Genomic DNA, 25,401 nt, shown 5'->3' with positions numbered 1-25,401 from the left:
CATAAGCCGGCGCAAGGACGCCGGCTCCAGCGGCAACGCCGGCCCGCCTCGCGGCGGGTGGCTCCGTTCGCCCCCCGACGCGGGGCCGATTCCGAAAGAATAGCACCGCTGACGTTTCCCCCGGTTCGACGGCAACGTGTGCTACGTCACAAACGGCAGCTTGCTATCCCGCGCCGAGGTCAGCATCGACAACGTAATCTTGCGGACCTCGAGCTTGCTTTGCGTGATATGCGCGTTCAGCATGATCCGTGCCTCGGTCAGCTTGCCGCGCTCGATCAGGCGAAGAATCGTCGAATGCTCGTCATAGGTCGCGGTGGTGCGATGCGGCTTCAGAAAATCCAGACGCCGCACGATGCGAATGCGCTCGGTCACTTCGTCATGAACGCGCAGCATCTCCAGATTGCCCGCCGCCCTGACCAGCCCGCGATGAAACTGCTCGTCCATCCTGAACATATCGACTGCATCGCGCGTGCGGTCCTGTTCGGCAACACACCATATCCGATCGAGTTCGCCGAGCAGCGCAGGGGTGGCCGCATTCATCGTCAACCGCTCGAGCGACGCGGTTTCGAGCACGATACGCAGGTCGTAAAGCTGATCGAGCCGCTCGAAATCGACCGCGGACACCTTCCAGCCGCGCCGGAATCCGACTTCGAGATAGCCTTCGCGCGCAAGACGGAACAACGCATCGCGCATCGGTGTGCGCGACACGCCGTAGTACTGCGCGATATCGTTCTCCGAAAAGCGGTCGCCGGGAAACAGCCGGAAACTGAAAACATCGTGCTTGAGCCGCTGATAGACCTCTTCCGCGAGCGGATTCGCGCGAGACGCGGCCTTTTCCGGCCCGGCGTGCTCGTCATCGGCGAGCATGGGCCAACCCGATACCTCAGCCATGTGCGCACCGCCGTTCATAAACCGGATCGCGTCGCATCAGCGCGTATCGATCAGGCTGACGTGGGCGGCCACGATGGTCCAGCCGTCGAACACACCGCCCGTGTCGAAACGCACCCATGTCTGCATCTGCCGCCCGAGCAGCGGCGTCTCGTCGCTGGTGAATTCCGTGCTCACGGTCGCGTGATCGTTGCCGTATGCCGTCACGACCGTACGATGAAGCCGCCGCGAGCGCGGCACGGGCGCACACATCTCGCGCCAGCGGCGGATCGCGTCGCCGCCGTGCTGCACCTCTGCTATGCCGTAGCGCACGGTTTGCGGCGCATGCCAGAACAGCGCGTTCATGGTCGCGATATCGTTGTCGACCAGTGCGCGCTCATAGGCATCGAATGCCGCCGTGACTTGCGCAATCACGTCCGGACGATTCAACTCGCTCATCGATACCGTCATCCTCATGCCTCCATCAGGTTCGCAAGCGTCGCCGTCCAACCGACAATCGCCCCCTGCGAACGCATCATCGCCAGCGTCGCTTCCTTGAAGGCCGGAATGTAGCTCGCCGTCGCGTCCTCGATCAACAGGCATTCGTAGCCCCGGTCGTTCGCTTCGCGCATCGTCGTCTGCACGCAGACTTCGGTCGTCACGCCCGCGAAAATCAGATGCGTAATCGCGCGCAACGCAAGTTCTTCCGCAAGGCGTGTTGCATAAAACGCGCCCTTGCCGGGCTTGTCGATCACGATCTCGCCACCGGCCGGCGCGAGTGCGTCGACGATCGCGTTGCCCGGCTCCCCGCGCACGAGGATCCGGCCCATCGGCCCCTGGTCGCCGATGCGGGCAAGCGGCGCACCGCGCGCACGCTTGGCCGGGGGACAATCGGATAAATCCGTCGCGTGCGATTCGCGCGTGTGCACGACGAGCCAACCCTGCGCGCGCGCATGCGCGAGCAGCGCCGCGACCGTCGGCACAATCGAGGCGAGTAGCGACACGTCGTTGCCGAGCGCCTCGCCGAAACCGCCCGGCTCGATAAAGTCGCGTTGCATGTCGATCACGACCAGCGCGGTGCGGTGCGGGTCGAAATGAAACGGAAAAGGTTGCGCGCCGCTCACCGTTTGCATCGCTCAGCCTCGCGATCCGTTGCGGTAATGCCGCTCGGGGGCCGGAAAACCGCACGGCGTGCCGTCCGTGACGCGCACCTCGTGCTCCCACGGTAACCGGTATTCGCCGCGCACGAGGTCCTGCATGAATGTATAGGGGCAATCGCGCGCGCCGCCCTTCACCGCGACATAGCCGCGATGACCAAGCTGATAGATATTGTTTTCCACGCCCCAGTGAGCGCGCGCTTCGCGCACGAGATCGGGCCGCATTTCACAGGTGATGATCTCGTCGGGACGATGGCTTCCCTCGACGAGCACGGTGCCGTCGAAATCGCAGAACATGCCTTCGCCCATCGAATCGAACGTGCCGTCGCTGCCGCACAGACACACGCTCGCGGTCTGCGCGAGATTCTGGAACGCATTGGCCTGGTTCGTGACGCGCCACGCGTGACGGATCGGCGCCGTGTAGCCTGCCGTGCGCAAGATGATTTCCGCGCCTTTATAGGCGGCTTCGCGCGCCATCTCGGGAAACATGCCGTCGTGGCAGATGATCAGCGACAGCATCGCGCCGTTCGGCCCCTTGCAGACCGGCACGCCGAGATCGCCGGGTTCCCAGGGCTCGACCGGCACCCACGGATGCAGCTTTCGATAATAGAGCTGTACGACACCGTCGCTGTCGATCACGATGCCGCTGTTATACGGATTCCCGCCGGCATTGCGCTCCATGATCGAGAAGCAGCCCCAGATGCGGTGCTCGATACAGGCAGCCTTGAACGCCGCCACTTCGGGGCCGTCGAGACTGCACATGATCGCGTCGTCAGTGCGCATCGATAGCCCGTGCAGCGCATATTCGGGAAACACGACGAGGTCCATCGCCGGGTTGTTGCGCCGCGCCTTGCCCACCAGTTCGACGATCCGCTGCGTTTGCGCGGCCAGTTGTGCCGGCGTCTCGACATCGGGGTTCTGCAATTGCACGAGGCCGACCACGATCCCATTCGGTGACCTGTTCAATCCACCCAATCCACTCGAACTCATTGCTGTCCTCTCTCCTTGGTCAGATACCCGCATGCACGGGAGCCGCCACGTCCGCACCTTCCGTGCTCGCGTCGCCGTGTCCCGCCATATGACGGCCGAGCAACACCCGGTCCGCCTGTTCCGCAGCCGTTTCGAACACGATGCGGCCATCGGCCATTACCGCGATGCGATCCGCGAGTTCGAGCAGTTCGTCGAGATCTTCGCTGACGAGCAAGACGGCTGCGCCCGCGGCCCGCGCGGCCAGAATCCGCGCGTGAATATCGGCCACCGATGCGAAATCGAGGCCGAACACCGGGTTGGCTACGATCAGCACGTCGACGGGCTGGCCAAGTTCGCGTGCGAGCACCGCACGTTGAACATTGCCGCCCGACAAGGTGCCGATTGCACGCTCGGGTACCGGCGGCCGCACGTTGAATTCGGCGATCAGTTTCTGTGCGCGCGCGCGCAGCGCGCGGCGGTCGAGGCGCCAGCCGCCGCGCTTGAGCGGCGCCCGGTCGAATTCGCGCAACGCGAGATTCTCGGCGACGCTCATGCCGGCCACACAGGCATTGCGCAGCGGCTCCTCCGGAAGCGCGAATACGCGCAGGCGCGTCATCGCTTCGCGCGTCGCGCGATACGGCTCGCCCTTCACGCGCATTTCACCGGCCTCGGCGCCGCGCTGTCCGACGAGCGCATCGATCAACTCTTTCTGGCCGTTGCCCGAAACACCTGCGATGCCGAGAATCTCGCCCGCACGCACCGCGATCGATACCTCGCGCACCGCGCGATGGCCGCGATCGTCGCCCACGCTCAGTTCTCGCAACTCGAGCCGGACCGGCGCGCCGGTTGCCACGGCGCCGCGCGGCAACCGGCGAGCATCGAGCTCCGCGGCCGCGCGCGGATCCCGCGTGCCCTCGTCGCCCATCATCCATGCAGCAAGCCGGTCGCGGTCGGTGTCGCACACGGCGCTCGTGCCGACCCAGCGCCCCTTGCGCAATACCGTCACGTCGTTCGCATAGGCATCGACTTCGCGAAACTTGTGCGTGATCATCAGCACGGTCAGTTCGCCGCGCGCGGTCAGCTCGCGCATCAGACCGAGCACCTCGTCGGCCTCCTGCGGCGTCAGCACCGAGGTCGGTTCGTCGAGAATCAGGAAGCGCTGGCGCAAATAGAGCTGCTTCAATATTTCGAGCTTCTGCTTCTCGCCGGCCGCGAGGCCCGCAACGGGCGCATCGAGCCGCAAACGGAACGGCATGCCGCGCATGAACGTGTCGAGCGCCGCGCGCTCTGCGGCCCAATCGATACGCCACGGCACGCGACCGCGCGCAAGCAGCAGGTTCTCTTCGACCGACAGGCCCGCAGCCAGCGTGAAGTGCTGATACACCATGCCGATGCCGAGCGCCTGCGCGTCGCGCGGCGACGCTATGTGAACCTGACGGCCGTCGGCGACGATCTCGCCGTCGTCGAGCACGCCGTAGCCGACGAGCCCTTTGACGAGCGTGCTCTTGCCCGCGCCGTTTTCGCCGAGCAGCGCGTGTATCGTGCCGGCGCGCACCTTCAGCGAAACCCCGTCGAGCGCGCAAAACGCACCGAACCGTTTCGTCGCGTTCAGCACTTCGATGCCGAGTGCGCGAGCCGTCGACACGATCAACTCCCGAGCGCCGCGAGCAGCGCCGCCGAATCCGAAACGGTGCCGAACACGCCGCCTTGCATGAGGATCATGTTCAGCGCCGCCTCGTGATTGCCAGCGTCGGTTGCGCCGCAGCAGTCCGCAAGCACCATGCATTCGAAGCCGCGATCGTTCGCTTCGCGCATCGTCGTGTGCACGCAGACGTCGGTGGTAATGCCGGTCAGCACGAGATTCGCAATGCCGCGCGTGCGCAGAATCAGTTCGAGATCGGTCGCGCAGAACGAGCCCTTGCCGGGCTTGTCGATAACGATCTCTCCGGGCAGCGGCGCAAGTTCGTCGATGATCTGCCAGCCCGGTTCACCGCGCACCAGAATCCGGCCGCATGGCCCATCGTCGCCGATACCGATGCCGTCCGTGCCGGCCCGGCGGCTGCGCCAGCGCTTGTTCGCGGGCAGATCGGACAGATCGGGCCGATGCCCTTCGCGCGTGTGGATGATCGTGAAGCCCAGTTCGCGCATGAGTTCCAGCACGGATTTGATCGGCGCGATCGGCGCACGCGTGAGCGACAGGTCGTAGCCCATCTTGTCGACGTAGCCGCCGATGCCGCAAAAATCCGTCTGCATGTCGATGATCACGAGCGCGGTGTTATCCGCGCGCAGCGCGCCGTCGTAGGGCCAGGGGTACGGACGGGCTTCGATGAAACGGTTCATGGTCGTGCTCTCTTGCGGGTTCGTAGGGCAAACGGTGTTCATCTCAGGTGCGCATCATCGCGTCAGGCTCAATTCGCCCGGCGCGCCGGCGAGCGTGCGATCAGGGCGGCAGTTGACGATCATGATGACGAGCGTCAGCAGATAAGGCGCGGCATTGAACAGGTAGTAACCGCTCGTCACGCCGATCGACTGCAGCGCGGGCCCGAGCGCACCGGCGGCGCCGAACAGCAGCGCGGCCGCGAGGCAAGCGAGCGGTCTCCAGCGCGCGAAAATCACGAGGGCCACCGCCATCAGCCCCTGGCCGCTCGACAGCCCTTCGTTCCAGCTGCCTGGATAGACGAGCGATAGATAAGCACCGCCGACGCCCGCGAACATGCCCCCTACCGCAGTCGCCGCAACGCGTACACGCGTGATCGGATAGCCCATCGCCCGCGCGCTCTCCTCGTTTTCGCCGACGAGGCGCAGCACCATGCCCCAGCGCGTATGACGCAAGCCCCATTGCAATGCGAAGGCGAGCACGACGCCGATCGCGAACAACGGATTCACATGCAAGGCTTCGCGCACCTGAGGCGATGCCGACGCATCGCCGAGATGAAGCGACGCGAGCATCGGCGCCTGCGGCTCGATAAAGGGCTTGCCGAGATAGAACGCAAGGCCGGTACCGATCAGCATCAATGCGATACCAAAAGCAATATCCGACACGCGAGGCAACGAACAGACGAGCCCGTGCAGACAACCGAGCAACAGGCCGGCGCCACCCGCGGCGAGCACACCGATCCACGGCGAACCGGACAGGAACGACGCGGCGTAACCGGTCATCGCGCCCGATACCAGAATGCCCTCGAGGCCGAGATTGACGCGGCCGCCCTTCTCGGTCAGGCATTCGCCGAGACTGACGAACAGATAGGGCGTGCTGACGCGAATCGCACCCGCCACGAGCGATAGCGCGAGCACGGCGAGAGTCGAATGCGGATCAGGCATGAGTACGCTCCAGTTGCACGCCCGCTTCTCCGGTACGCGCGGCCGATTGCAGCCTCGTGCGCCACGCCGCGAGGCGCGTGTTCAAGGTCTCCCAGGCGAGCAGATTGGCGAACAGCAAGCCTTGTAGAAACAGCGTGGTCGCATCGGGCAGGCCGAGGCGGCGCTGCAGCAAGCTGCCGCTCGCTTCGATCCCGCCGACGAGCACGGCGCACAGCATGATCGCGAGCGGATTCTGCCGCGCGGCAAAGGCGACGAGAATGCCCGCATAGCCGTAACCGGCGAGCAGCGACGCGTTCGCGCTGCCCTGCACGGCCGCGACTTCGAACATGCCCGCAAGGCCTGCGGCCGCGCCGCCGAGCACGCAGGCAGCAAACGCGAGCCGGTTCACCGGCAAGCCGACGAGCCGCGCCGCACGAAAGTTGCCGCCGGCGACACGCATCGCGAAGCCGTGCGTGCTGTGCCGCACGAACACCCAGGCAGCGATGCTCGCGAGCACGCCCCAGAACAGCCCCCAATGCACGTCGAGGCCCGGCATCGAACCGATCGCGAGCGCGTCGGGCAGCGGCGGCGTCGAGGGCTTGTTCAGGCTGGCCGGATCGCGTAGCGGCCCTTCGACCAGCTGTTTGAAAACCGCGATCGCGATATACGACATCAGGAGGCTGCTGATCGTCTCGTTGACACCGCGCCACTGGCGCAGCGCACCCACCGCGCCGATCCAGACACCGCCTGCCGCCATGCCAGCGAACGCCATCAACGGCAGCGCGACGAGCCATGGCAACCCATGCGGCACCGCCTGCGCAGCGACTGCCGCCGCGAGACCGCCGAGCGCAAGCGCGCCCTCGCCGCCGATCACGATCAGCCCGACCTGCGCGGGCAGCGCGACGCACAGCGCCGTGAGCATCAGCGGCGCGGCCCGCAGCAGCGTGTTTTGCCATGCAAACCACGAACCGAACGCGCCCTCGCCGATAAGTCCTAGCGCTTGTGCGGCAGGCTGCCCCTGCACGAGCAGGAACAGCGAAAACAGCAGCAGCGTGCACACGAACGCGCATAGCGTCGGCACGGCCGGCAGCATGCCGAGCATGAATCTCGTCCTGCCGCCCGTCACACTCGCGCTGGCTGAAACATCGGAACGCATCGTCACTCCTTGCCTCGGACCGAACCAGACCACCGCGCGAACGTCAGGCGCGGCTCCCTGCAACGACCGCGACGGTCAGATCTGCCCCACCACGCCCGAAACGAGATAGTTCATGCTTTCGAGCGCGATATCGGTTTGCGGATGCGCCACACCGGCCGCGATCACGCTCGCGCCTTTGTTGTCCTTGATCGGCCCCTTGAAGATCGTGTAGTCGCCTGCCACCATCTTCGCTTTGACCGAATCGGCGTTCGATCGCGCATCGGCACCGACCTTCGGCCCGTACGGCGACATCTTCACGAAGCCTTCCTTGAGGCCGCCGCGCATCAGGTTCTGTTGCGGCTGCCCGTTTTGCGCGGACGCGACGATGGTCTTGAACGGCGTTGCCCAATCCCATTCGGCGCCGGTCAGATAGCCTTTCGGCGCGAGCGCCGCCTGGCTTGCGTGATAGCCGCAGCTCATCGCACCGCGCTTTTCCGCAGTCTCGACCACCACCTTTGGACCGTCGACGTGGCAGGTGATCACATCGCACCCCTGGTCGACGAGACTGTTGGTCGCCTCGGCCTCCTTGATCGGCATCGACCAGTCGCCGGTAAAAATCACATGTGTCGTGATCGACGGATCGACCGATTGCGCGCCAAGCGTAAACGCATTGATATTGCGCAGCACCTGCGGAATCGGCTTCGCCGCGACGAAGCCGAGCTTCTTGCTTTTGCTCGTATGACCGGCCACCACGCCGTTCAGATACTGGCACTCGTCGATGTAACCGAAATAGCTCGTGATATTGGCCGGATTGCCGCTCTTCCACAGTCCGCCGCAATGCGCGAAGCGCACCTTCGGATACTTCGCGGCCACTTTCAGCACATGCGGATCGAAGTAACCGAACGACGTCGCGAAGATCAGCGTCGCGCCGTCCTGCTCGATCATCGCTTCCATGGTTTTCTGAACGGCCACCGTCTCAGGCACGTTCTCTTCTTCGACGACCTTCACGTTCGGCAGCTTTTTGATCACCGCGGCGGCCTGAGCCTGCGCCTGGTTGTAGCCATAGTCGCCGCGCGCGCCGACGTAGATCACACCGACCGTCAGATTGCCGGCGGCAAAAGCGACGTCGAACGGCAGCGCGCTGCCGAGCGCGATCGCGCCGATCTGTTTGATGAAGTCGCGGCGTTGGGTCATGGTCTGGATTCCTGTCTGTCGTGGTGGGCTGCTGCATGGACTGCCGCGTGGACGATCGCGCGCATCTTGCGTGCAATCTTGGATACAAGTTCAGACGGGGGGACTGCAGCTTTCGTGCCGGTTCTTGCGCAAGATGGCGCCAAGCCATACCGGACAATGATTTGCGGGCGGCGATCAGGCATGCGAGCGACTCGGTGGAAGTCGCTCGCATGATCCAGCGTGATTCGAATAAGTCGTGATTTGGTGCAGCGTTCCCTGCGATCGTGCGTGAAATAGCGCACACGAAGGGCGTGCATCCGAATGGAACAGCTCTCGCCCTAGGGCTTGACGGCGATTACGTCGATCTCCACCACCCACTCGGGCCGCGCAAGCGCGGTCACGGTCAGCCCCGTCGACACCGCGTGCACGCCTTTGAGCCAGCGGCCGACCACGCGATACACCGCTTCGCGATAGCGGACATCGGTCAGATAGATCGTAATCTTGCAGATATCTTCGAGTTTGCTGCCGGCTTCCTCGAGCAGCATCTTGACGTTCGACATCGCTTTCTCGGCCTGCGCGGCCGCGTCGCCGATACCGACCGATTCGCGCGTGTCGAGATCCTGGCCGATCTGGCCGCGCAGGAAGACCATCTTGCCGGCCACCACCGCCTGCGAAAGGTCATTGTCGAGCCGTTGCTCGGGATACGTGTCGCGCGTATTGAACGGCCGGATGCGAATATGTTCCATCAGTTAGCGCCCCTTGTCGAAATAGCCTGCACGGATCGCGCTGCCGATCAGGTTCAGAATCAGCCGTCCCGCCGTGATGCACGAAATCTGATTGACGTCCTTCTCCGGCTGGATTTCGACGATATCCATCCCCACCACGCGCCCCTTCTTCACGAGACCATGAATCAGCTTGCGCGCCTGCACGAACGTCACGCCGCCGGGCGCCGGACCGGCCACGGCCGGCATCACCGACGGGTCGAGACCGTCGGCGTCGATCGTCAGATAGTAGTTGCCGCCGTCGGGAATACGCGCGAGCACGGCGTCCATGCCCACGTCATGCAACTCGTAAGCGGTCACGAGCTCCGAGCCGTACGCACGCGCCGCGCGCAACTCCTCGGGGCGGCCGCTGCCTTGCGCGCGCAGGCCGATCTGCACGATGCGATCGACGTGCGCCATCTCCGACGCGCGGCGGATCGGGCTCGACAGCCCGTCGCGCACGCCGTTCACTTCGTCGCGCCAGTCGAGATGCGCGTCGACATGCACGAGCGTGATCGGCGCGAGGCTATCGAATGCGCGCAGTACAGGTGTCGTGATGCCATGGTCGCCGCCCATCACGATCGGCAGCGCGCCCGCCGCGAGAATCTTGCGTACGGCCGCTTCTGCACGCTGATAGTGGCTGCCGGGCGCCGCGAGGTCGGCCATCACGTCGCCGCAGTCGACAAAGCGGATATCGTCGCGTTCCTGCAAGAGCGGGCCGTCGATGTCGAAGTCGTAGTGGCCCGGCGAGCGCACGACGCGGTCCGTCGCTGCGCGGATTGCCGCCGGTGCGCGGGTCTGGTCGTTCGTGAAATCAGCAGCCGAATACGCAGCGCCATATGGCATGCCGAGCACGGCAATGTCGGCTTCGAGGTGGTCGAGATCGAGCGCGAGGTCGGAATAGAGCAGCGTCTTGTGTCCGGTCTTCGGCGGCACCGTAAGCGGCGCAATATGCGGTCGTGTCATCGGGAAACTCCAGCGTGGCAAGAGGAACGGAAAGGGAACTGCCTGAACGATCCTGATCGAGGTTCAGACGCGCCGGTAGCGCGTGGCATAGCGCTCGGTCCATTGGCCCACAACGTCGAGCAGCACGCTGCACCCCCAATAGATCAGCGCGGTCGTGCCGAGCACTTCGACATAGGCGAACGTGTCCGCGGTCAGCAGATTGCTCTGGTACGTGAGTTCCGCGAGACTCATCACGGAGAACACCGACGAGTCCTTGAACATCATGATCGCGAGGCTCGTCGTCGCGGGCGCAAGGAATCCGACTATCTGCGGCAGCACGATGTAACGCTGGATCTGCAGGCCCGAAAGCCCCAGCGAGCGGCTTGCCTGCCATTGCCCGCGCGGCACGCTCGAAAACGCGGCACGCAGAATTTCGCAGAAGTAGCCGCCCGTATAGAACGCCGTCGCCGCGACGCCGATCGCAAACGCGGATAGCGTGATGCCCAGCTTCGGCAAGCCAAAAAAAGCCAGGTAGACGAGAATCAGAAAGGGCACGTTGCGCACGATCTCCACATAGGCGAGCGCGAGCGCACGCAGCGCGGCCCATGGCGCCGCCCGGCAATATGCGGCGATCGTGCCGGCAACGATGCCGAGCGGAATGCCGAGCACGCAGACCTGCGCGGTGACCGCGAGCCCCTTGAGCAGCGGTCCCACCGACGACTCGACGACGGCAAGATCAATGGCCATGGGGCAGTACCTTCGCGAAGCGCCGCTCGATCCGCCGCGAGGCCGACGATGCGACGAACAGGATGGCGAAGTAGAGCGCGGCCGTCAGCGAAAAGAGCTGCAGCGGCAGATTCGTTTGCAGTGTCGCGTCGCGCGCTACGGTGGCAAGATCGTGCACGGCGATGATCGACATCAGCGAAGAGGCTTTGAGCAGCATCGTGAATTCGCTCGTCAACGGCGGAATCGAGCGGTAGAACAGCTGCGGAAGCACGATGTAGCGCCACACCTGCAGCGTATTCATACCGAGCGCGCGCCCTGCAGGCACCTGGCCGCGCCCAAGCGTGTTGAGCGCACCGCGCAGGATTTCGGACACGTAGGCAGCCGTATTCAGCGCGAGCGCAAGAATGCCGGCCGGCAGCGGCGCGATCGAAATGTTCAGCACCGCAGGCAATACGTAGTACGCGATCAGCATCTGGATCAGCGCGGGCGTGCCGCGAATCACGCTGACATAGACGATCACGCACGCGGCGAAGAACCGGCCGCCATGTTGCCGAAGCAATAGCAGCACGCAACCGATGACGATGCCGATCGCGAACGCAATGACGCTGGCTACGATCGTTGTCGCCGCACCCGCCGCGAAATCGCGAACGAACGGCGCGACGGTCGCAACGAGGCCATCGCCTGTCCCGGGCATGCGATGCGCCTGCTTTAGACCGCGCCTGCGGGAAGATAACCGCTTGTCGGCAAATTCATCGTGTAGCCGAACCACTTCTTCTGCATCTGCGCGAGCTGGCCGCTCTGCTCCAGTTGGGTCAGCGACGTATTGATGAACGCGCGAATTTCCTTGTCCTGCGGATGCGCAACCCAGGCGAGCACCTTCGGTTCGCCGATCTTGCCGACCACCCGATACTGGCCGGGCTCGCGCTTCATCATCACCGCGACGATATTCGACGGCATGATGCCGACATCGAGCGTTTTGTTCGACAGCGCGACCATCACATCCGGATAGGCCTGAAACAGCTTCATGTCCGTATAGCCCGCGCCCTTCGCTTTCAGTTGCGTATCGAACGCCTGCGCGACAGGTTGCGACGACGAACCCATTTGCGTGCCGACCACATGCCCCGCGACATCGTCGGCCTTGTTGATGCGCGTGTCGTTCGAACGCACGACGAGCACGGTGTCGACGACACCGACCGGCTCCGAAAACGCAAAGCGCTTTGCGCGTTCCGCATTGATGCCGACGCTCGTCGCGACAAAATCGAACTTGTGCGCCATCAGGCCGGGCAGCAAGCCCTGGAACGGCAGGTTGACCTGATTGAGCGTCACACCGAGCTTGCCCGCCATGTACTCGAGAATGTCGTGGCCGTAGCCGACCACCTGGCCGTTCTCGACGAACTCGAAAGGTTCGTAGGCCGCTTCCGTGCCGACCGTCAGCTTGCCCCGCTTGCGGATATCGTCGAGCGTGCCGCCCTCGGCGAAGGCGAGAGACGGCAAGGCAAGCGCGAGCGACACGCCGCCCGCTACGGTCAGAAATTTGCGTCGGTCGAGCGAGAGCATGAGGTTCCCCGAGGTCGTGGCGGATCGAATTGGCGAATCGAATGTAGGCAGTCAAAATAGTTTTGGAAAACCATTTTTTCGCTGCTATGGTTTCGAAAACCAAAACCTTTCGCGTCCCTGCGCCATGAAGAAGATGGACCTGACCGAGCGCGACCTGCGCTCGCTTCGCGTGTTTTGCGCCGCCGCGCAGGCGAGCGGATTCGCCGCGGCGGAGCGCGCGCTCGCGATGTCGAAAGCGTCGATCAGCCGGCACATCAACGACGTCGAAGCACGCCTTGGCGTCAAGCTATGCGAGCGCGGTCCCGGCGGCTTTCAGTTGACGGAAAGCGGCGCGGTCGCGCTGCGCGTCGCGATGCAGGCCCTCGAATCGCTCGAGCGCATCAAGCCCGAAGTCGATGCGGTGCGCGGCGTTCTGTCGGGGCCGTTGCTGCTCGGCACGTCCGAGCACGTCATGACCCATGAGGATTGCCATATTCCCGAGGCGCTCGCTGAACTGCAGCGCGTCGCGCCGCTCGTGCGGCCATCGTTGTCGGTGATGACCTTCAACGACCTTAGTGCGGCACTGGCTGAGCGCCGCGTGCAGATCGCGATCCGCGGCGCGTACCGGCAAATGCGCACGTTTCGCCATTACCCGCTGTTCACGGAGACGCATCGCGTGTTCTATTGTCCGGCCGCCGTCGGCGAAATGCATGCGAACGGCGACACGCGCGCGTTGCCGCTTGCGTACCGGCCGCATCCGTTCGTCGAAGATGCCCTCGTGAATCACGGGTTCACTCAAGGCATGGAGGCAAGCGGCCTCGAAGCGATTGCGATGATGGTCGCATCGGGCCGATCGGTGGGCTTGTTGCCCGAACACTACGCGGCGCGGCTCTCGCCACGTTACGAATTCGACGTGCTGCCCGACTCGCCGTCCTATCCGATGCCGTTTTGCGCCATTGTGGAAGAAGCGCGGCCGCTCACGCGCAGCGCCGAGATGTTTCTGCAGTTGCTGCTCGATGCGCATCAGCGGCGCGCAGTTGCATCGCGCACTGACTGATCGACGACGAAGCCGTCGAAATGAGGGCCGACATATGCACCCCATTCACTCGTCGTGCACGACCACCATCTTGCCCCTCGCCTCGCCGGCTTCCATGATCCGATGCGTCTGCGGCACTTCGTCGAAGCGAAACACGCGCCACGGTTTGGCCGAGTATTTCCCCGCTTCGACATCGGCCGCAATCGCTTGCAACGGCACTTCCGAAAGCGGAAATTCCGGCGTGCCGAATACGAAGCTGCCAAAGAAAGTCAGGTCGACGCCGCTCGGCATTTGCAGCAGCGGATTGAAATCGGCAATTGGCGCAAGGCCGCCAAGCCAGCCGGCCAGACACACCTTGCCGTCACGACGCACCATGTCGAGCGAATCGAGCATCGTGCTATTGCCGACGAGATCGAGCACAGCATCGATCTGCTTGCGCTCCGCGATATGCTTCGACAGGTCCGGCCGTTCGATTTCGCAGCGGCTCACGCCATGCGCCTTCAGTTGCTCGAAGCTCGACTCCTTCGAGGTCGTGCCGATCACTGTCACGCCGGCATTGACCGCGAGGTTGACCGCGGCGATTCCAAGTGCCGACGACGCACCGCGAATGACGATTGTCTGCCCGCGTTGAATCTTCAGATTACGGAACAGCGTCGTCCATGACGTTGCGTACGATTGCGGAATCGCCGCAAGCTCGGCCCACGACAGATTCGATTCGATCGGCGTCACATTGCTGACGCGCGCCCGCGTGTATTCCGCATAGCTGCCGTTGATCGTGCGGCCGAGGCCGCCCATCATCGTCGCGACCTTCGTGCCCACGGCGAATTCGCCACCCGGGCAGGCATCGACGATACCCACGCATTCGATTCCGCTGACCGGCGCGGCTTCCGCCCATTCGCCGCGGCGCATATGCATCTCCGCATGGTTGATGCCAAACGCCTTGATCCTGATAACGACGGTTCCTGCCTCAGGCTCGGGCTTCGGAATGTCCTTGTACACCAGCGCTTCAAGACCGCCAAAACCATCCAGAACAATCGCCTTCACTTCGCTCTCCTGTAACGTCCAATTGACTCGTCGACTGACCTTCAGACATAACCGCATAGCACCAGTCAGTTCGTCCGTGGAACGCATGATAGCCAGGCTATGTAACTTGTCAAAGTGTTTATTATGGGTTACACGAGGCGAGACTGACGGATGCCGTGCGATGTGAACAAAGTCGGGCGCCTGTGACCGGGCCGGTACGAAGTCTGCGTAATGCGCCGCCCCGTACGCCAGTCAAGGCTGATCCCCCGCGGCAGCATAAGAGGACGGGTCTCTCGCGAGGCTCAAATCGAAAATCTCGCGGCATCACAGAATCTCGTCGCGAGAAACAATTCAAATCCGCGGTAAGCGTTATCGAGCGATCCAGATTACCCGATTCATCCGGAACCCCGCGTGAAGGTCCCGCCTGAGCCGCCCAGAGCCGGCTGTCTCTCTCGCTTCCCTGAAGTCCGGATAAATGCGCAATTCCTGACATTCAGGAATTCGACGCGATTGAATTTGCTCAGATGACAAATAAAAGTCAGACCGGGCCGATAAACTACGACGAATAAGCGTTAACCCTTATTCATTATCGCGTCATTCCCTCCGTTAGCTGAAAAGAACGACTTTGCATTTTCACCTCACGCAACAAATGCGTGCCTCTCAAGGAGTTGCAATTGAGCCGTCTCAGCGTAAACACAAAATTATGGATGGCGCTCGTCGTAACCTGGCTGGGTCTTCTCATCCTGGGCGGTTGGGCTGCGCGCGAATCACGCAATACGATGCTTTCGGAGCGGCAAGGCGCGGTGCAAAACGTCGTCGAGGCCGCGTACGGGGTCGCGCAGCAGTACGCGAAACTTGCCGACGAGCACAAGATGCCGGTCGAACAGGCGCGCGCGGAAGCGCTCGAGCGCATCAGTGCAATGCGCTACCCGAATAACGGCTACATCATCATCTGCGACTCGCATCCGACGGTGATCATGCATCCGGTGCTCGCCGACATGCGTAATCGAGATGTAACCAACTACAAGGATCCCAACGGCAAGCTGTTCTGGCTCGAGATGGTCAAGCTCGCGCAGGAGAAAGGTCAGGGATTCGTCCAGTATGAAGGTCGCCTGAACAACGGCATCGCGACGAAGATCGCGTTCGTCAAGCGCTTTGCGCCATGGGATCTGTATCTGACGTCAGGCGTCTACGTCAACGATATCGACAGCGCGTTTTACGCCAACCTGCGCAATTACCTGATTGTCGTGCTCGTTGTGGGTGGCCTGATCTCGCTTGCCATGGTGATGATCATCCGCAACGTAGAGCGCAGCCTCGGCGGCGAGCCCGCGTACGCGGTCGAAATCGCGGAAACGATTGCAAGCGGCGACCTGACCGGTGCCCTGAATCTGCGCGCGAACGACACGCAGAGCATGCTGTTCGCGCTCCATAACATGCAGCAGCGGCTCATCGACACGATCTCGAAGATCCGCGGAGGCGCCGAGACGATCACCGTGGCTGCCCAGCAGATTTCCGCCGGCAATCAGGATCTGTCGTCGCGAACCGAAGAACAGGCAAGCTCGCTAAGCGAGACGGCGGCAAGCATGGAGCAGCTCACCGCCACCGTCAAACAGAATGCCGACAACGCGAAGCAGGCGAACCAGATGGCCGCGAACGCTTCGCATATTGCCGGCGAAGGCGGAGAAGTCGTCCATCAGGTGGTGGATCGCATGCAAAGCATCGCATCGAGTTCAACGCGCATCGTCGAGATCATTTCGGTGATCGAAGGCATCGCGTTCCAGACGAATATCCTCGCGCTCAATGCCGCGGTGGAAGCGGCCCGCGCCGGCGAAGACGGCCGCGGCTTCGCGGTTGTCGCCGGCGAGGTGCGTAGCCTCGCGCAGCGTAGCGCGGACGCGGCCAAGGAGATCAAGGCGTTGATCGAAGCTTCGGTGCAGGAGATCGAATCGGGCCGCGGACTCGCCGAACGCGCAGGCGAAACGATCGATTCGATCATGAAGGCGGTGCGGCATGTGACCGACATCATCGGCGAAATCTCAGCCGCTTCGTCGGAACAGACTCAGGGCATCGAGCAGGTCAATATCGCCATCGCGCAGATGGACGAGACGACGCAGCAGAACGCCGCGATGGTCGAACAGGCGGCTGCCGCGGCGCAATCGATGGAAGAGCAGGCGCGCAGCTTGAGAGAAGCGGTCAACGTGTTTCGCGTGGGAAGCGGAGCGTTGACGGCGGCCTAAGATTCGGGAATCGACCCGCATCGAAGTTCTAAAAGCACAAAAAAAGGGGAATCGCGAGATTCCCCTTCTTTATCCAACGCTACAAATCACAGCCGCTTGCCGGTGTGACTGTGTTGACGGGCATCACCCGTTATAGAAGCGTCGACCTTCGTTACGCAACCACAAGCGCACGAGATGCCGCTTGCGTTCGGGCTCCGGGTAGTCGACGAAAGCGGTACGGCGATGCCCGCAGCGCTTGTTATCGACAATCTGGATCTGCCCCGGCTCGAAGAAAAACTCCCTGCACAGCTGCGGCTCGCGCATCGTCTGTTCGAGTACTTCGAGCGCTTCGGCCGTCTCCTCGTCCATCGCCACCCCGGCCATTGCATAACCGTTGACGACGTGCCGATGCGATAGACGGCAAAGCAATTGCCCGCCAGCAGCCTGGAACAGCGGATGACTGATCACCGTTGCGTCGTCGGGTGCGTGCTCGCGCTGGCGGTCGAACAGATAAGGCTGATAAAGCCGCGACAAAAGATGCGGGCTGCGCTTGAGCATTTCGTTGTACACCGTATAGAAGCTGACGATGCTGCTCACGCCGCCTTCCATCGCCGGTTGCAGACACAACAATGCAACGTAGTCGGGCGGATAGAGGTTATAGCTATTGTCGGTGTGAAAATTCTGTTCGGCGTTCGTGATATCGGGGCGCACGCCATTGCCCGGCGGTTTGCCCTGGTCGCGCACATCGTAGATCATCTTGCCGTCCCAGCTCTGCGCAACGGGCCTTGCAACGAGCTGCGACAGAATCCAGTACACGGCTTGCGAAGCCTGTACGCCGTATTCTTTCACCGGCAGCTTGTCGATAATCACAAAGCCGGGACCCGCTTCGAGCGACGCCTTCGCCTGTTGCATCATCTGACGGCACGCGGGCAGTTCGAATTCCGCCGCATCGAGCAGCGCCGTCTGCATCGGATTCGCATTCAATGTCTCGACGAGCCCATCGAGTTCGCGCCGGCATTCGGCGTCGATCGCGATCATGCCGTCGGCCGGATCGAGGCTTTCGCCGGTCCATGCAATCGGGCCGTTGAACGGCGTCGTTCTGATGTCCTGCTTTCCCGGCGCCGTCCCTTCTTCGAGAATCGACACGCCGCGCGCCACGTTATGGTTCACCCTTTGGTCCATCCACCCGCTCCTCTACGAAGTTGTCTGTACGGCATGAAAACTCTAGGGTTTTTGCATGCTGCCGAATAGCGATATATTTCGATCAGACCACATCGAAAAGCTCGATGAACGCTACGAACTCCACACCTTCCGCCTATGGATATCCGACAACTCGAAACCCTGATCCGCATCGTCGAAACTGGCAGCTTCGCGGGCGCCGCCGACGCGCTCTGCGCGACACAGTCCACCATTTCGGCGCGCATCGGCGCGCTCGAGCGCTCGCTCGGCGTGGTTCTGTTCGATCGTTCGTCACATCGCGCACGGCTCACGCCGAAGGGACAGGAACTGCTGAAGCCGGCGCAGGAAATCGTCGCGCTGGCAGCGCGCGTGCGTCATCAGATCGGCGATGCCCAGACGCTCACCGGCACGATCAGAATGGGCGTGGTAGGGCTCGTCGCCCAGACGTGGCTTCCGAAATTGATGTCCGCCGTGCGCGATCGCTACCCGGGCGTCACGGTCGTGCTCGACATCGCACTAACGGCGGGACTCGTCGATAAGCTGCGCGACGGCGAAATCGAACTGGCCATCGTCACGGGCCCGATCGACGAAGCAGGCACGTCGTCGGTTCCGCTTGGATACGATGAATTCGTGTGGATCGCTCCGACCTCGCTCAACGTGCCGGCCGAACGCATGACGCCGGTCGACCTCGCGCGTTGGCCGGTCCTCGGCCTGTCGTCGCAATCGCATCACGCGCCCGTGATCGAGCGCTGGTTCCGCGAAGGCGGCGCCGGATACAAGCCTGTCATCTCGTGCAATACCGTGCGCGTGCTCGGCGACCTGACGCTTGCAGGGCTTGGTGTGAGTTTGCTTCCGCGCCGCTCGTACGCCGCGGAAATCGCAGCGGGCATGCTGACCGTGCTCGACACGACGCCCGATATCAAGCCCGTGGAATTCGTCGCGCTATACCGCACGAGCACGCCTAATCCGTTGACGAGCGCCATTGCCGCATTGGCTACTGAAATCAGCGAGTTCGCCAACCGCGGTCGATAGGCGCGCGATCGCATGGCGACCACGCGCGCGGTTCAAGGCCGCTGCGACAAACCCTCTTCAAAGCTCGCGCTCGGCGTTACTGGCACCTGCACCGCCTTCGGGAACATCCTGAAGGTTGCGATCAGCGCGACCGCCGCCGCACAACTGAGCCATACGGCCGGCACCGCGTTGTTTCCGGTCGAGTGAATCAGCATCGTACAGATGACCGGCGTGAAACCGCCGAACACGGCCTGCGCAACGCTCCACACGAGCGAAAACCCTGTACTGCGAATATGGGCCGGCATGATTTCGGTCAGCGCGACGACCATCCCGCCCTGATACGAGCCGTAAATAAACGCGTACCAGACCTCGACAGCCATCAGCCGTGCAAAGCTCGGCGCCTGAACGAGCCAGTACATCGCAGGATAAGCGGTGAGAATGACCAGTGCCGCGCATGCGGTCAGCACGGCGCGGCGGCCGATCTTGTCCGACAATGCGCCGATGACCGGTAGCATGACGAAGTTTGTCAGTCCGACCGCCATTGTGACGAGAAACGTGTCCATCGCGGGCAGCTTCAGCACGCTTTGTCCGTAGGTCGGCGTGTAGGCGGTGATCAGGTTGAACATCACCGCGGTCATGGTAACCAGCATGACCGCGCCGCCGATCGTGCGCCGATGCTCGCGCAGCGAATCGGCGATCTGCCGCGGCGAGGGCGTTGTCTTGCGCGCCTCGAATACTTCGGTCTCGCGCAAGCGGCGGCGCATCGAGAACAGCACAGGAATGATCAGGCAGCCGATCACGAATGGAATGCGCCATCCCCACGAATCCATCTGCTCGGGCGACAGTTGCCATCGGAGCGCCACGCCGAGCACCGCTGCGAAGACGACGGCCAGTTGCTGACTCGCCGATTGCCAGCTGACGAAAAAACCGCGCCGCTTCGGCGGGGCAATCTCCGCGAGATAGACCGATACGCCGCCGAGTTCGGCGCCCGCAGAAAACCCCTGCAGCAGACGTCCGCAGACGACGATGATCGGAGCCGCGATGCCGATCGTCGAATAGCCCGGCACGCAGGTAATCATCAGCATGCCGATCGACATGAGGCCGAGCGTCAGCAGCAAACCCTTGCGCCGTCCCTTCCGGTCGATATATCCACCGAGCACGAGCGCGCCGATGGGCCGCATCAGAAAACCGACGCCGAATGTGGCAAGCGACAGCAATAGCGAAACGAATTCGTTACCGCGCGGGAACAGTGCGTGCGCAATGGACACCGCGTAGAAGCCGTAGACGGAGAAGTCGTACATCTCCAGAAAATTTCCGCTCGTCACGCGGAAGATCGTTCTTGCCCACGGTTCGGATCTGGACTGCGCCTGCATGGGTGGCCTCCCCTTCTCGCTGATGCTGCTGTGTCAAACCCCGTGTTCGTATTGTTTGATGCCTGTAGGACTGCGACGCCAGTTGCCCGCATTGTGCAGCGATCGCTCAGATGTGTAAACCCAAATATCGTTATTCAATTCCTATAATTTAGGAATATGAAAATCGTCAAAGGGATGACCGAAACGTCAAACCCGGAGGTTTACGGTACGAAGCGAAAAGACTTTAGAAAAACGTGAATTCGTCATCGCTTGCATGCGATGACAGGTCATTACAAAGGAGGAAGCCTTGCCGCATTTCCGCATTGCAGGCGTGCGCGTTCCAGGCCTCATCGAGGCCGATTTCTTATTTAATCTGGAATGCGATGTTTTAACAGAAAGCGCTTAAGCGCAAGATTCGCTTTCGATCGGCGTCTTGGCCAGGTCGAGGCGGTAGCCAAGCGTATAGATGGAAGATAGCCGCAGGCCATTCTCGGGGCTCAGCTTGAGCTTTTGCCGGATCCGATAGATGTGCGTGTCGAGCGAGCGAGATTCGACGCTGAGCTCGCGCCCCCATGCCGTCATCGCAAGCAGATCCCGCGAGAGAATCTTGCCGAGGTTGGAGAATAGCGCCGCGACGAGCTGAAACTCCTTGGTGGTCAATTCGATCCTGCTGCCGCGCAGCGTGACGGTGCGTTCGATCGGATCGAGCGCGTAGTCGCCGGCCATGATTGGCTCATCGCGTACCATGGTGCGCGCAACCCGGCGCAATAGCGCGTTCACGCGGGCGGCGAGTTCTTCGGCGCGAAACGGCTTGACCATGTAATCGTCGGCGCCCGCATCGAGTGCGCGGACCACATCGACCTCGTGAACGCGGCTGGTCAGGAACAGCACGCCATACCGGACGTTCGTGCGAGCGCGAATCCAATGCAGCACTTCAATGCCGCTCATGCGCGGCAAATGCCAATCGAGAACGACGGCATCGATCGGTTCGGACCGCAAACACCGCACCGCCCGCTCGCCATCATCGACAATCGTGACCGCGTGACTCAACGAGCTCAATGCAGTCGATACGGCCTCGGCTTGAATGGGATCGTCCTCGACAACCAGAATGCGCATGTTGCCCCCGTGCATTGTGACGTTCTTATGTCCGACCTGGATACAGTTGAAGCATTCGCCGATTACGCAAACGTTTGCGGACCCGGCGGTGTCGACACAACGAATGATCGTAGGATACACACTATAAATATGTTTGAATTTTTGTGAACTCCCCGGTGCATTGCTTTCGCAATCAATGCGTCCCGCATCATAATCACCGGTTACACAGAATTGGGTTATAGGCGAGGCCCGTTGTCCGGTGCGTTGCTTGAGTGCCCGGTCGACGCTTCGGTCGATTTGTCGCCCGAGTCGCCGGCCATCCTGGGCAAGAACACCATGAAAGTCGTACCGCGGCCGGGCACTGAATCGACCTGCAATGTGCCGCCTAACGAGTCGACCACGGTCTTGACGAAAGCGAGCCCCAAGCCGTGACCCGATCTCGAGAACTTCTCATCAAGCTGGCTGAATTCCTGAAAGAGCGCCTTTCTCTCATGTTCGGGAATGCCGACGCCGCGATCGATCACCGAGATCTTCAGGTGATGGTCCGTTTCCGCGAGCTGCACGTCGACGGTCGAATAACGCGGGCTGAACTTGATCGCATTGCCGATCAGATTCGCAAACGCGCGGCGCAATAGCTGAACGTCGGCAATGGTGCTTCTGCCCGGCTCCGCCGCGAGGTTGACGGTCGTCGATCTTGCCGTCGCCTGCGGCCAGAGGTCGTCGATTGCGTCCCCAAGTACGAGCGCCGGATCGACCGGGGCCAATTTCGGCGGCAAGCTTTCGGCCCGTGCAAGAAAGAGGAAATCGTCGGCCAGGTTCAGGGCGGACGTCGCGTACTGGCCAACCAGCGTCGCAAATTCCCGAGCGGTGAAACGCGCAGGGGCCTGCTGCATCTGTTCGACGAGCGCCAGAATCGCGGCCTGCGGTGAACGCATATCGTGCGACAGAAACCGCAGCGCGGTATCGCGCTGACGCTCGGCCATGCGCACCGAGGAGACATCGGCGACATGAAAAATCAACGCGCCCTCGCGGCCTTTCGACGGTTTGATCTGCGCGCATTTGAGCAGGAGCGAGCGCCCATTTCGTGCATTCGTGATCTCGATTCCTTGCGCGAACATCGATTCGCCATAAGCGGGCGGATCGTCGTCACTGGACCAGAGCGCAAACAGTGCGAGCGCCTGCGATGCAAACTCGATTGCGCGGTGCGACGCGGTGATCTCGAACAGAACGTCCGAAACGGGCCGGCCGGCCACCGAACCGCGCTCCGCAATGCGCAATCCGGAACGTTGGCATAGCGCGTTGACGCGCTCGTTTGCGAGGATCACTTCCCCTGCGGCGTTGGTCACGAGGGTTGCCTCGGGAAGACTGTCGACCCATTCGGAAATGAACTCGCGATGCCGCCGAAGCCGGTCGAACAGCGACGCCATTGAATGCAGGCGCCGCTGGACCGGATCGTCGAGGAACTTCGCGGGCCTCGTCTCCTCCCGCAGCGACGGCTCTTTGGCGCCCTTCTCCGCTTCGCTCGACAGGTAGCGCAGTAGCGCCTCGATGCGCCGCCAGGCCCAAAGCGGATTTGCAATGGCGCACGTGAAAATACCCACGCAAGGCGACAGAAAAAGATGCTCGTATTTCAGCACCGCAATCGAACCGCCGACCATCATCGCGACGAGCATGACGGACATGAGAAGACCGGTGCGGGGACTAAGCAGATATAGCATCACGCACACCAGCGGAACGACCCCTTCGTTGAACATCAGCTGGAACGTGTCGTCTATGGGACGAACTGTCGTGCTCGCCGCTGCCGGGTGCGCGACACGCAACGCGGTATCGAAGAACACAAGGTCCGCACCACGAAACAGATGAGCCGATGTAACGCACCAGCAAAGCACCATCAGTGCCATTGCCAGCCAGCCGCAGTCGCGCTTCAGATTCGAACGCCGGGTCATTGGCGTCGATGCATAAGTGACCAAAAGTTCATGCGACAATTTTGAGCCATTTCTTTGACGCCTTTTCCCATAAATTTCATCTTTCTTTTTTATCCGTTCTCTTGCTACTTATTCTGAAATAACAAGAATAGGATATATCGATTTATCCTTGATATCGTTATATATATCTAACATATTTTAAGGGCACCGTGCGAGGTTGCTTATGCGCCACGCACCGTGCGAGCCTTGTTTGACGCACATGATAAGCAGGTTATGTGTTTTCCGGCTCGCCGACGCCCATCCCGCGTGCCGGCCGGCGAACTTTAGACCTCGGGCGCCGACCGCTCTCTTGCGCACAAAAATCTTTCAATATCAATACTTACCGGCACGGCAGGAGCTCCAGAGTCCACTAGAACAGGTGACTTGCTGCACCCTGTCGTCTAGACAAGTGCACGTACCATACGGAATACGATAACTTACAAATGTGAACAATTGTGACGAATGAGTCGTTGCATGGGTCGATGTGCCGCGCACGCTGGTTTTTTTCGAAGATTTCCCATGTAAAATATTCTTTTTGGGCGCGCTGCTCGCGTGCACCATTTTAAACAAGGATGTGCGACGCTTCTTTGCAGGGTTTTCCATATTAACCGGAAATCACGTAATGTTCTATTTTCATACGGTCACTGCTGGAGAACAGCAGGAGGCAGCGGCAGGCTGTCGTTGCAGCGCAAAGAATTATTAAATTGATTCTCCGAAAAGGCGTGCCTTGAACTGGAACAAGCCAGCTTCCATCCCGTGTTTGAAGCGATAGACAAACGCCGGCCAAAAAAATGACGCGCCGGGTGGAGCGCCAAGCCTTGCATTTGGGAGACGATGCGCGGTTCGCTGCGCAATTTAACCGCATCAGATGAAGCGGAACACCAATGCGACAAACTTCGCCAATACGAAACACATTCACTCTGGTCAGCGATGCGGAACGTGGTCTCGGCCAAAACGAGTTTTTCTTTGTGCTGCAGCCGAAGTTGAGATTGCAGCAAAACCGGCTGTCCGGCTTCGAGTATCTGATCAGATGGCAGCATCCTGGAGGCGGCATACTCGAGCCTGCGTACTTCATCACCGTCGTCGAAGACTCGTCCCTTGCGGGAAGATTCACCGATCTGCTCATTTCCCGTGCGGCACAAACGCTTGTGCAGTGGAAGATGGAGGGCCGCGAGCATCTGTCTCTCGCGATCAATCTGTCGGCCGCGGAACTCGGCCGCAAAGACTTGCCTGGCCGCCTCAAGGCACTGTTCTCGTCGCTTGGCGTAAGACCGTGCCGGTTTGAAATCGAACTGACCGGCGTCGTGCATCCGGACCAGCTCGACTGGCTGGTCGATGCGATTCATGCAGTTCAGGCGATCGGCGTGCGCGTTGCGCTCGACGATTTCGGATCGGGGTTCAATTCACTCACGCTGCTGCAGCAATTGCCCGTCGATACGGTGAAGTTCGACCGGTCGTTAATCAGGCAGGTGCGTGTGAACGGCGAGTCGCAGCGCATGGTTGAAACGCTTGTGCGTTTGACTCAGAACCACGGCAAACGAATCGTGCTGACGGGGCTCGAAACGAAGGAACAGTTCGCCTGGGCTAAAGCGCTGCCTGATATCGATATCGAAGGTCAAGGGTTTTTTATCTGCGAACCGGTCGAGGAGGACTATGTCGATGATGTGATTTGCCGCCATGAGGGGGGAGCGGCGGGGAAGGAGTGACGGCGCATGTCTACGCGGAGAACGCGTTTGCACTTACGCAAAAAGCGGCACGGCAAGGGCATCGTTAATAGTGTCGGGAAGGTGCGGATCCGGCACCGGACACCGCATTGTGGCCCATGACCTCGCGGGTTCGGCGAAGGTCCTGAGATACCGGCAACTTCATCCATGAGCAAAACGTTCTTTCCCGTCGGCCCCAAAAAAAGCGGCCGCATAGGACCGCTTCGGAGCCGCGCCGTGAAGGCCGCTCAAA

Annotated in this window: 24 protein-coding genes; 4 read left to right on the top strand and 20 right to left on the bottom strand. The window is 61.7% G+C overall.

Going from position 1 to position 25,401, the window contains the following annotated elements; genetic code table 11:
- Positions 1 to 141: 141 nt before the first annotated feature.
- From BTO02_RS25595 to BTO02_RS25530, 14 genes are all read right to left on the bottom strand, one after another.
- Positions 142 to 867, bottom strand: a complete 726-nt coding sequence (locus tag BTO02_RS25595) for a GntR family transcriptional regulator (protein ID WP_232243716.1) — start codon at positions 865 to 867, stop codon at positions 142 to 144.
- 60 nt (positions 868 to 927) lie between these two features.
- The gene (hpxZ, locus tag BTO02_RS25590) at positions 928 to 1,326 is read right to left on the bottom strand and encodes an oxalurate catabolism protein HpxZ (RefSeq protein ID WP_075161377.1); all 399 of its coding nucleotides are present in this window, start codon (positions 1,324 to 1,326) and stop codon (positions 928 to 930) included.
- 14 nt (positions 1,327 to 1,340) lie between these two features.
- Positions 1,341 to 2,000 carry a cysteine hydrolase family protein gene (locus BTO02_RS25585; protein WP_075159958.1) on the bottom strand — a complete coding sequence of 220 codons (660 nt, stop codon included), beginning with the start codon at positions 1,998 to 2,000 and terminating at the stop codon, positions 1,341 to 1,343.
- Positions 2,001 to 2,003: 3 nt separating this feature from the next.
- Positions 2,004 to 3,014 (bottom strand): formamidase, encoded by a 1,011-nt coding sequence (locus BTO02_RS25580; RefSeq protein ID WP_075159957.1) that lies wholly within the window; start codon positions 3,012 to 3,014, stop codon positions 2,004 to 2,006.
- Positions 3,015 to 3,033: 19 nt separating this feature from the next.
- On the bottom strand, positions 3,034 to 4,638 hold the full coding sequence (locus BTO02_RS25575) for an ABC transporter ATP-binding protein (protein ID WP_075161376.1): 1,605 nt from the start codon (positions 4,636 to 4,638) through the stop codon (positions 3,034 to 3,036).
- Positions 4,639 to 4,640: 2 nt separating this feature from the next.
- Complete coding sequence (gene biuH, locus BTO02_RS25570; protein ID WP_075159956.1) at positions 4,641 to 5,333, bottom strand: biuret amidohydrolase; 693 nt, start codon at positions 5,331 to 5,333, stop codon at positions 4,641 to 4,643.
- A 54-nt stretch (positions 5,334 to 5,387) separates the two neighbouring features.
- Positions 5,388 to 6,314, bottom strand: a complete 927-nt coding sequence (locus BTO02_RS25565; protein WP_075159955.1) for an ABC transporter permease — start codon at positions 6,312 to 6,314, stop codon at positions 5,388 to 5,390.
- A complete protein-coding gene (locus BTO02_RS25560) occupies positions 6,307 to 7,449 on the bottom strand; it encodes an ABC transporter permease (protein ID WP_075161375.1) in 1,143 nt (380 codons plus the stop codon). The genes BTO02_RS25565 and BTO02_RS25560 overlap by 8 nt, the downstream gene beginning before the upstream one ends.
- Positions 7,450 to 7,524: 75 nt before the next feature.
- Positions 7,525 to 8,622: a BMP family ABC transporter substrate-binding protein gene (locus tag BTO02_RS25555; protein ID WP_075159954.1), complete on the bottom strand. Its 1,098-nt coding sequence runs from the start codon at positions 8,620 to 8,622 to the stop codon at positions 7,525 to 7,527.
- A gap of 317 nt (positions 8,623 to 8,939) precedes the next feature.
- The gene (locus BTO02_RS25550; protein ID WP_075159953.1) at positions 8,940 to 9,347 is read right to left on the bottom strand and encodes a RidA family protein; all 408 of its coding nucleotides are present in this window, start codon (positions 9,345 to 9,347) and stop codon (positions 8,940 to 8,942) included.
- 3 nt (positions 9,348 to 9,350) lie between these two features.
- Complete coding sequence (locus tag BTO02_RS25545; RefSeq protein WP_075159952.1) at positions 9,351 to 10,328, bottom strand: agmatinase; 978 nt, start codon at positions 10,326 to 10,328, stop codon at positions 9,351 to 9,353.
- Positions 10,329 to 10,391: 63 nt separating this feature from the next.
- Positions 10,392 to 11,054 (bottom strand): amino acid ABC transporter permease, encoded by a 663-nt coding sequence (locus tag BTO02_RS25540; RefSeq protein ID WP_075159951.1) that lies wholly within the window; start codon positions 11,052 to 11,054, stop codon positions 10,392 to 10,394.
- The gene (locus tag BTO02_RS25535; protein WP_075159950.1) at positions 11,044 to 11,727 is read right to left on the bottom strand and encodes an amino acid ABC transporter permease; all 684 of its coding nucleotides are present in this window, start codon (positions 11,725 to 11,727) and stop codon (positions 11,044 to 11,046) included. Before BTO02_RS25535 ends, BTO02_RS25540 begins: the two co-directional genes overlap by 11 nt.
- Before the next feature lie 14 nt (positions 11,728 to 11,741).
- Positions 11,742 to 12,590 carry a transporter substrate-binding domain-containing protein gene (locus tag BTO02_RS25530; protein WP_075159949.1) on the bottom strand — a complete coding sequence of 283 codons (849 nt, stop codon included), beginning with the start codon at positions 12,588 to 12,590 and terminating at the stop codon, positions 11,742 to 11,744.
- A 124-nt stretch (positions 12,591 to 12,714) separates the two neighbouring features.
- Between BTO02_RS25530 and BTO02_RS25525 the strand changes: the two genes are divergently transcribed.
- Positions 12,715 to 13,626, top strand: a complete 912-nt coding sequence (locus BTO02_RS25525; RefSeq protein WP_075159948.1) for a LysR family transcriptional regulator — start codon at positions 12,715 to 12,717, stop codon at positions 13,624 to 13,626.
- Between the two features lie 45 nt (positions 13,627 to 13,671).
- Here the strand turns inward: BTO02_RS25525 and BTO02_RS25520 are convergent, their stop codons facing one another.
- Positions 13,672 to 14,649: a zinc-binding alcohol dehydrogenase family protein gene (locus tag BTO02_RS25520; RefSeq protein WP_075159947.1), complete on the bottom strand. Its 978-nt coding sequence runs from the start codon at positions 14,647 to 14,649 to the stop codon at positions 13,672 to 13,674.
- Between the two features lie 653 nt (positions 14,650 to 15,302).
- On the opposite strand from BTO02_RS25520, the gene BTO02_RS25515 reads away from it, so the two are divergent.
- Complete coding sequence (locus BTO02_RS25515; RefSeq protein WP_075161374.1) at positions 15,303 to 16,865, top strand: methyl-accepting chemotaxis protein; 1,563 nt, start codon at positions 15,303 to 15,305, stop codon at positions 16,863 to 16,865.
- A 123-nt stretch (positions 16,866 to 16,988) separates the two neighbouring features.
- Here BTO02_RS25515 and BTO02_RS25510 read toward each other — a convergent pair whose 3' ends face one another.
- Positions 16,989 to 18,026, bottom strand: a complete 1,038-nt coding sequence (locus BTO02_RS25510; RefSeq protein WP_075159946.1) for a TauD/TfdA family dioxygenase — start codon at positions 18,024 to 18,026, stop codon at positions 16,989 to 16,991.
- A 135-nt stretch (positions 18,027 to 18,161) separates the two neighbouring features.
- Between BTO02_RS25510 and BTO02_RS25505 the strand changes: the two genes are divergently transcribed.
- A complete protein-coding gene (locus BTO02_RS25505) occupies positions 18,162 to 19,055 on the top strand; it encodes a LysR family transcriptional regulator (RefSeq protein WP_075159945.1) in 894 nt (297 codons plus the stop codon).
- 32 nt (positions 19,056 to 19,087) lie between these two features.
- On the opposite strand, the gene BTO02_RS25500 is transcribed toward BTO02_RS25505, so the two are convergent.
- From BTO02_RS25500 to BTO02_RS34845, 4 genes are all read right to left on the bottom strand, one after another.
- Complete coding sequence (locus BTO02_RS25500) at positions 19,088 to 20,407, bottom strand: MFS transporter (RefSeq protein WP_083615370.1); 1,320 nt, start codon at positions 20,405 to 20,407, stop codon at positions 19,088 to 19,090.
- A 381-nt stretch (positions 20,408 to 20,788) separates the two neighbouring features.
- On the bottom strand, positions 20,789 to 21,502 hold the full coding sequence (locus BTO02_RS25495) for a response regulator transcription factor (RefSeq protein WP_075161373.1): 714 nt from the start codon (positions 21,500 to 21,502) through the stop codon (positions 20,789 to 20,791).
- 215 nt (positions 21,503 to 21,717) lie between these two features.
- A complete protein-coding gene (locus BTO02_RS25490; RefSeq protein ID WP_075159944.1) occupies positions 21,718 to 23,427 on the bottom strand; it encodes a sensor histidine kinase in 1,710 nt (569 codons plus the stop codon).
- Between the two features lie 659 nt (positions 23,428 to 24,086).
- Entirely contained in the window at positions 24,087 to 24,443 is a 357-nt protein-coding gene (locus BTO02_RS34845) for a hypothetical protein (protein ID WP_198039362.1), read from the bottom strand.
- Between BTO02_RS34845 and BTO02_RS25485 the strand changes: the two genes are divergently transcribed.
- The gene (locus tag BTO02_RS25485) at positions 24,429 to 25,151 is read left to right on the top strand and encodes an EAL domain-containing protein (RefSeq protein WP_232243671.1); all 723 of its coding nucleotides are present in this window, start codon (positions 24,429 to 24,431) and stop codon (positions 25,149 to 25,151) included. The two genes, BTO02_RS34845 and BTO02_RS25485, sit on opposite strands and share 15 nt — an antisense overlap.
- Positions 25,152 to 25,401 lie beyond the last annotated feature (250 nt).

It is taken from the genome of Paraburkholderia sp. SOS3, assembly GCF_001922345.1.
Lineage (GTDB): Bacteria > Pseudomonadota > Gammaproteobacteria > Burkholderiales > Burkholderiaceae > Paraburkholderia.
The sequence above is the reverse complement of the archived record's forward strand: the minus strand, read 5'-3'. Positions and strand labels throughout refer to the sequence as shown.

Excerpts from the sequence above, each read along its gene's own strand:
- BTO02_RS25495 (WP_075161373.1), bottom strand. The coding sequence starts at position 21,502 with ATGCGCATTCTGGTTGTCGAGGACGATCCCATTCAAGCCGAGGCCGTA.
- BTO02_RS25580 (WP_075159957.1), bottom strand. The coding sequence starts at position 3,014 with ATGAGTTCGAGTGGATTGGGTGGATTGAACAGGTCACCGAATGGGATC.
- BTO02_RS25585 (WP_075159958.1), bottom strand. The coding sequence starts at position 2,000 with ATGCAAACGGTGAGCGGCGCGCAACCTTTTCCGTTTCATTTCGACCCG.
- BTO02_RS25500 (WP_083615370.1), bottom strand. The coding sequence starts at position 20,407 with ATGCAGGCGCAGTCCAGATCCGAACCGTGGGCAAGAACGATCTTCCGC.
- BTO02_RS25540 (WP_075159951.1), bottom strand. The coding sequence starts at position 11,054 with ATGGCCATTGATCTTGCCGTCGTCGAGTCGTCGGTGGGACCGCTGCTC.
- BTO02_RS25490 (WP_075159944.1), bottom strand. The coding sequence starts at position 23,427 with ATGACCCGGCGTTCGAATCTGAAGCGCGACTGCGGCTGGCTGGCAATG.
- hpxZ (WP_075161377.1), bottom strand. The coding sequence starts at position 1,326 with ATGAGCGAGTTGAATCGTCCGGACGTGATTGCGCAAGTCACGGCGGCA.
- BTO02_RS25530 (WP_075159949.1), bottom strand. The coding sequence starts at position 12,590 with ATGCTCTCGCTCGACCGACGCAAATTTCTGACCGTAGCGGGCGGCGTG.
- BTO02_RS25535 (WP_075159950.1), bottom strand. The coding sequence starts at position 11,727 with ATGCCCGGGACAGGCGATGGCCTCGTTGCGACCGTCGCGCCGTTCGTT.
- BTO02_RS25555 (WP_075159954.1), bottom strand. The coding sequence starts at position 8,622 with ATGACCCAACGCCGCGACTTCATCAAACAGATCGGCGCGATCGCGCTC.
- BTO02_RS25595 (WP_232243716.1), bottom strand. The coding sequence starts at position 867 with ATGCTCGCCGATGACGAGCACGCCGGGCCGGAAAAGGCCGCGTCTCGC.
- BTO02_RS25505 (WP_075159945.1), top strand. The coding sequence starts at position 18,162 with ATGGATATCCGACAACTCGAAACCCTGATCCGCATCGTCGAAACTGGC.
- BTO02_RS25550 (WP_075159953.1), bottom strand. The coding sequence starts at position 9,347 with ATGGAACATATTCGCATCCGGCCGTTCAATACGCGCGACACGTATCCC.
- BTO02_RS25525 (WP_075159948.1), top strand. The coding sequence starts at position 12,715 with ATGAAGAAGATGGACCTGACCGAGCGCGACCTGCGCTCGCTTCGCGTG.
- BTO02_RS25560 (WP_075161375.1), bottom strand. The coding sequence starts at position 7,449 with ATGCGTTCCGATGTTTCAGCCAGCGCGAGTGTGACGGGCGGCAGGACG.
- biuH (WP_075159956.1), bottom strand. The coding sequence starts at position 5,333 with ATGAACCGTTTCATCGAAGCCCGTCCGTACCCCTGGCCCTACGACGGC.
- BTO02_RS25510 (WP_075159946.1), bottom strand. The coding sequence starts at position 18,026 with ATGGACCAAAGGGTGAACCATAACGTGGCGCGCGGCGTGTCGATTCTC.
- BTO02_RS25545 (WP_075159952.1), bottom strand. The coding sequence starts at position 10,328 with ATGACACGACCGCATATTGCGCCGCTTACGGTGCCGCCGAAGACCGGA.
- BTO02_RS25565 (WP_075159955.1), bottom strand. The coding sequence starts at position 6,314 with ATGCCTGATCCGCATTCGACTCTCGCCGTGCTCGCGCTATCGCTCGTG.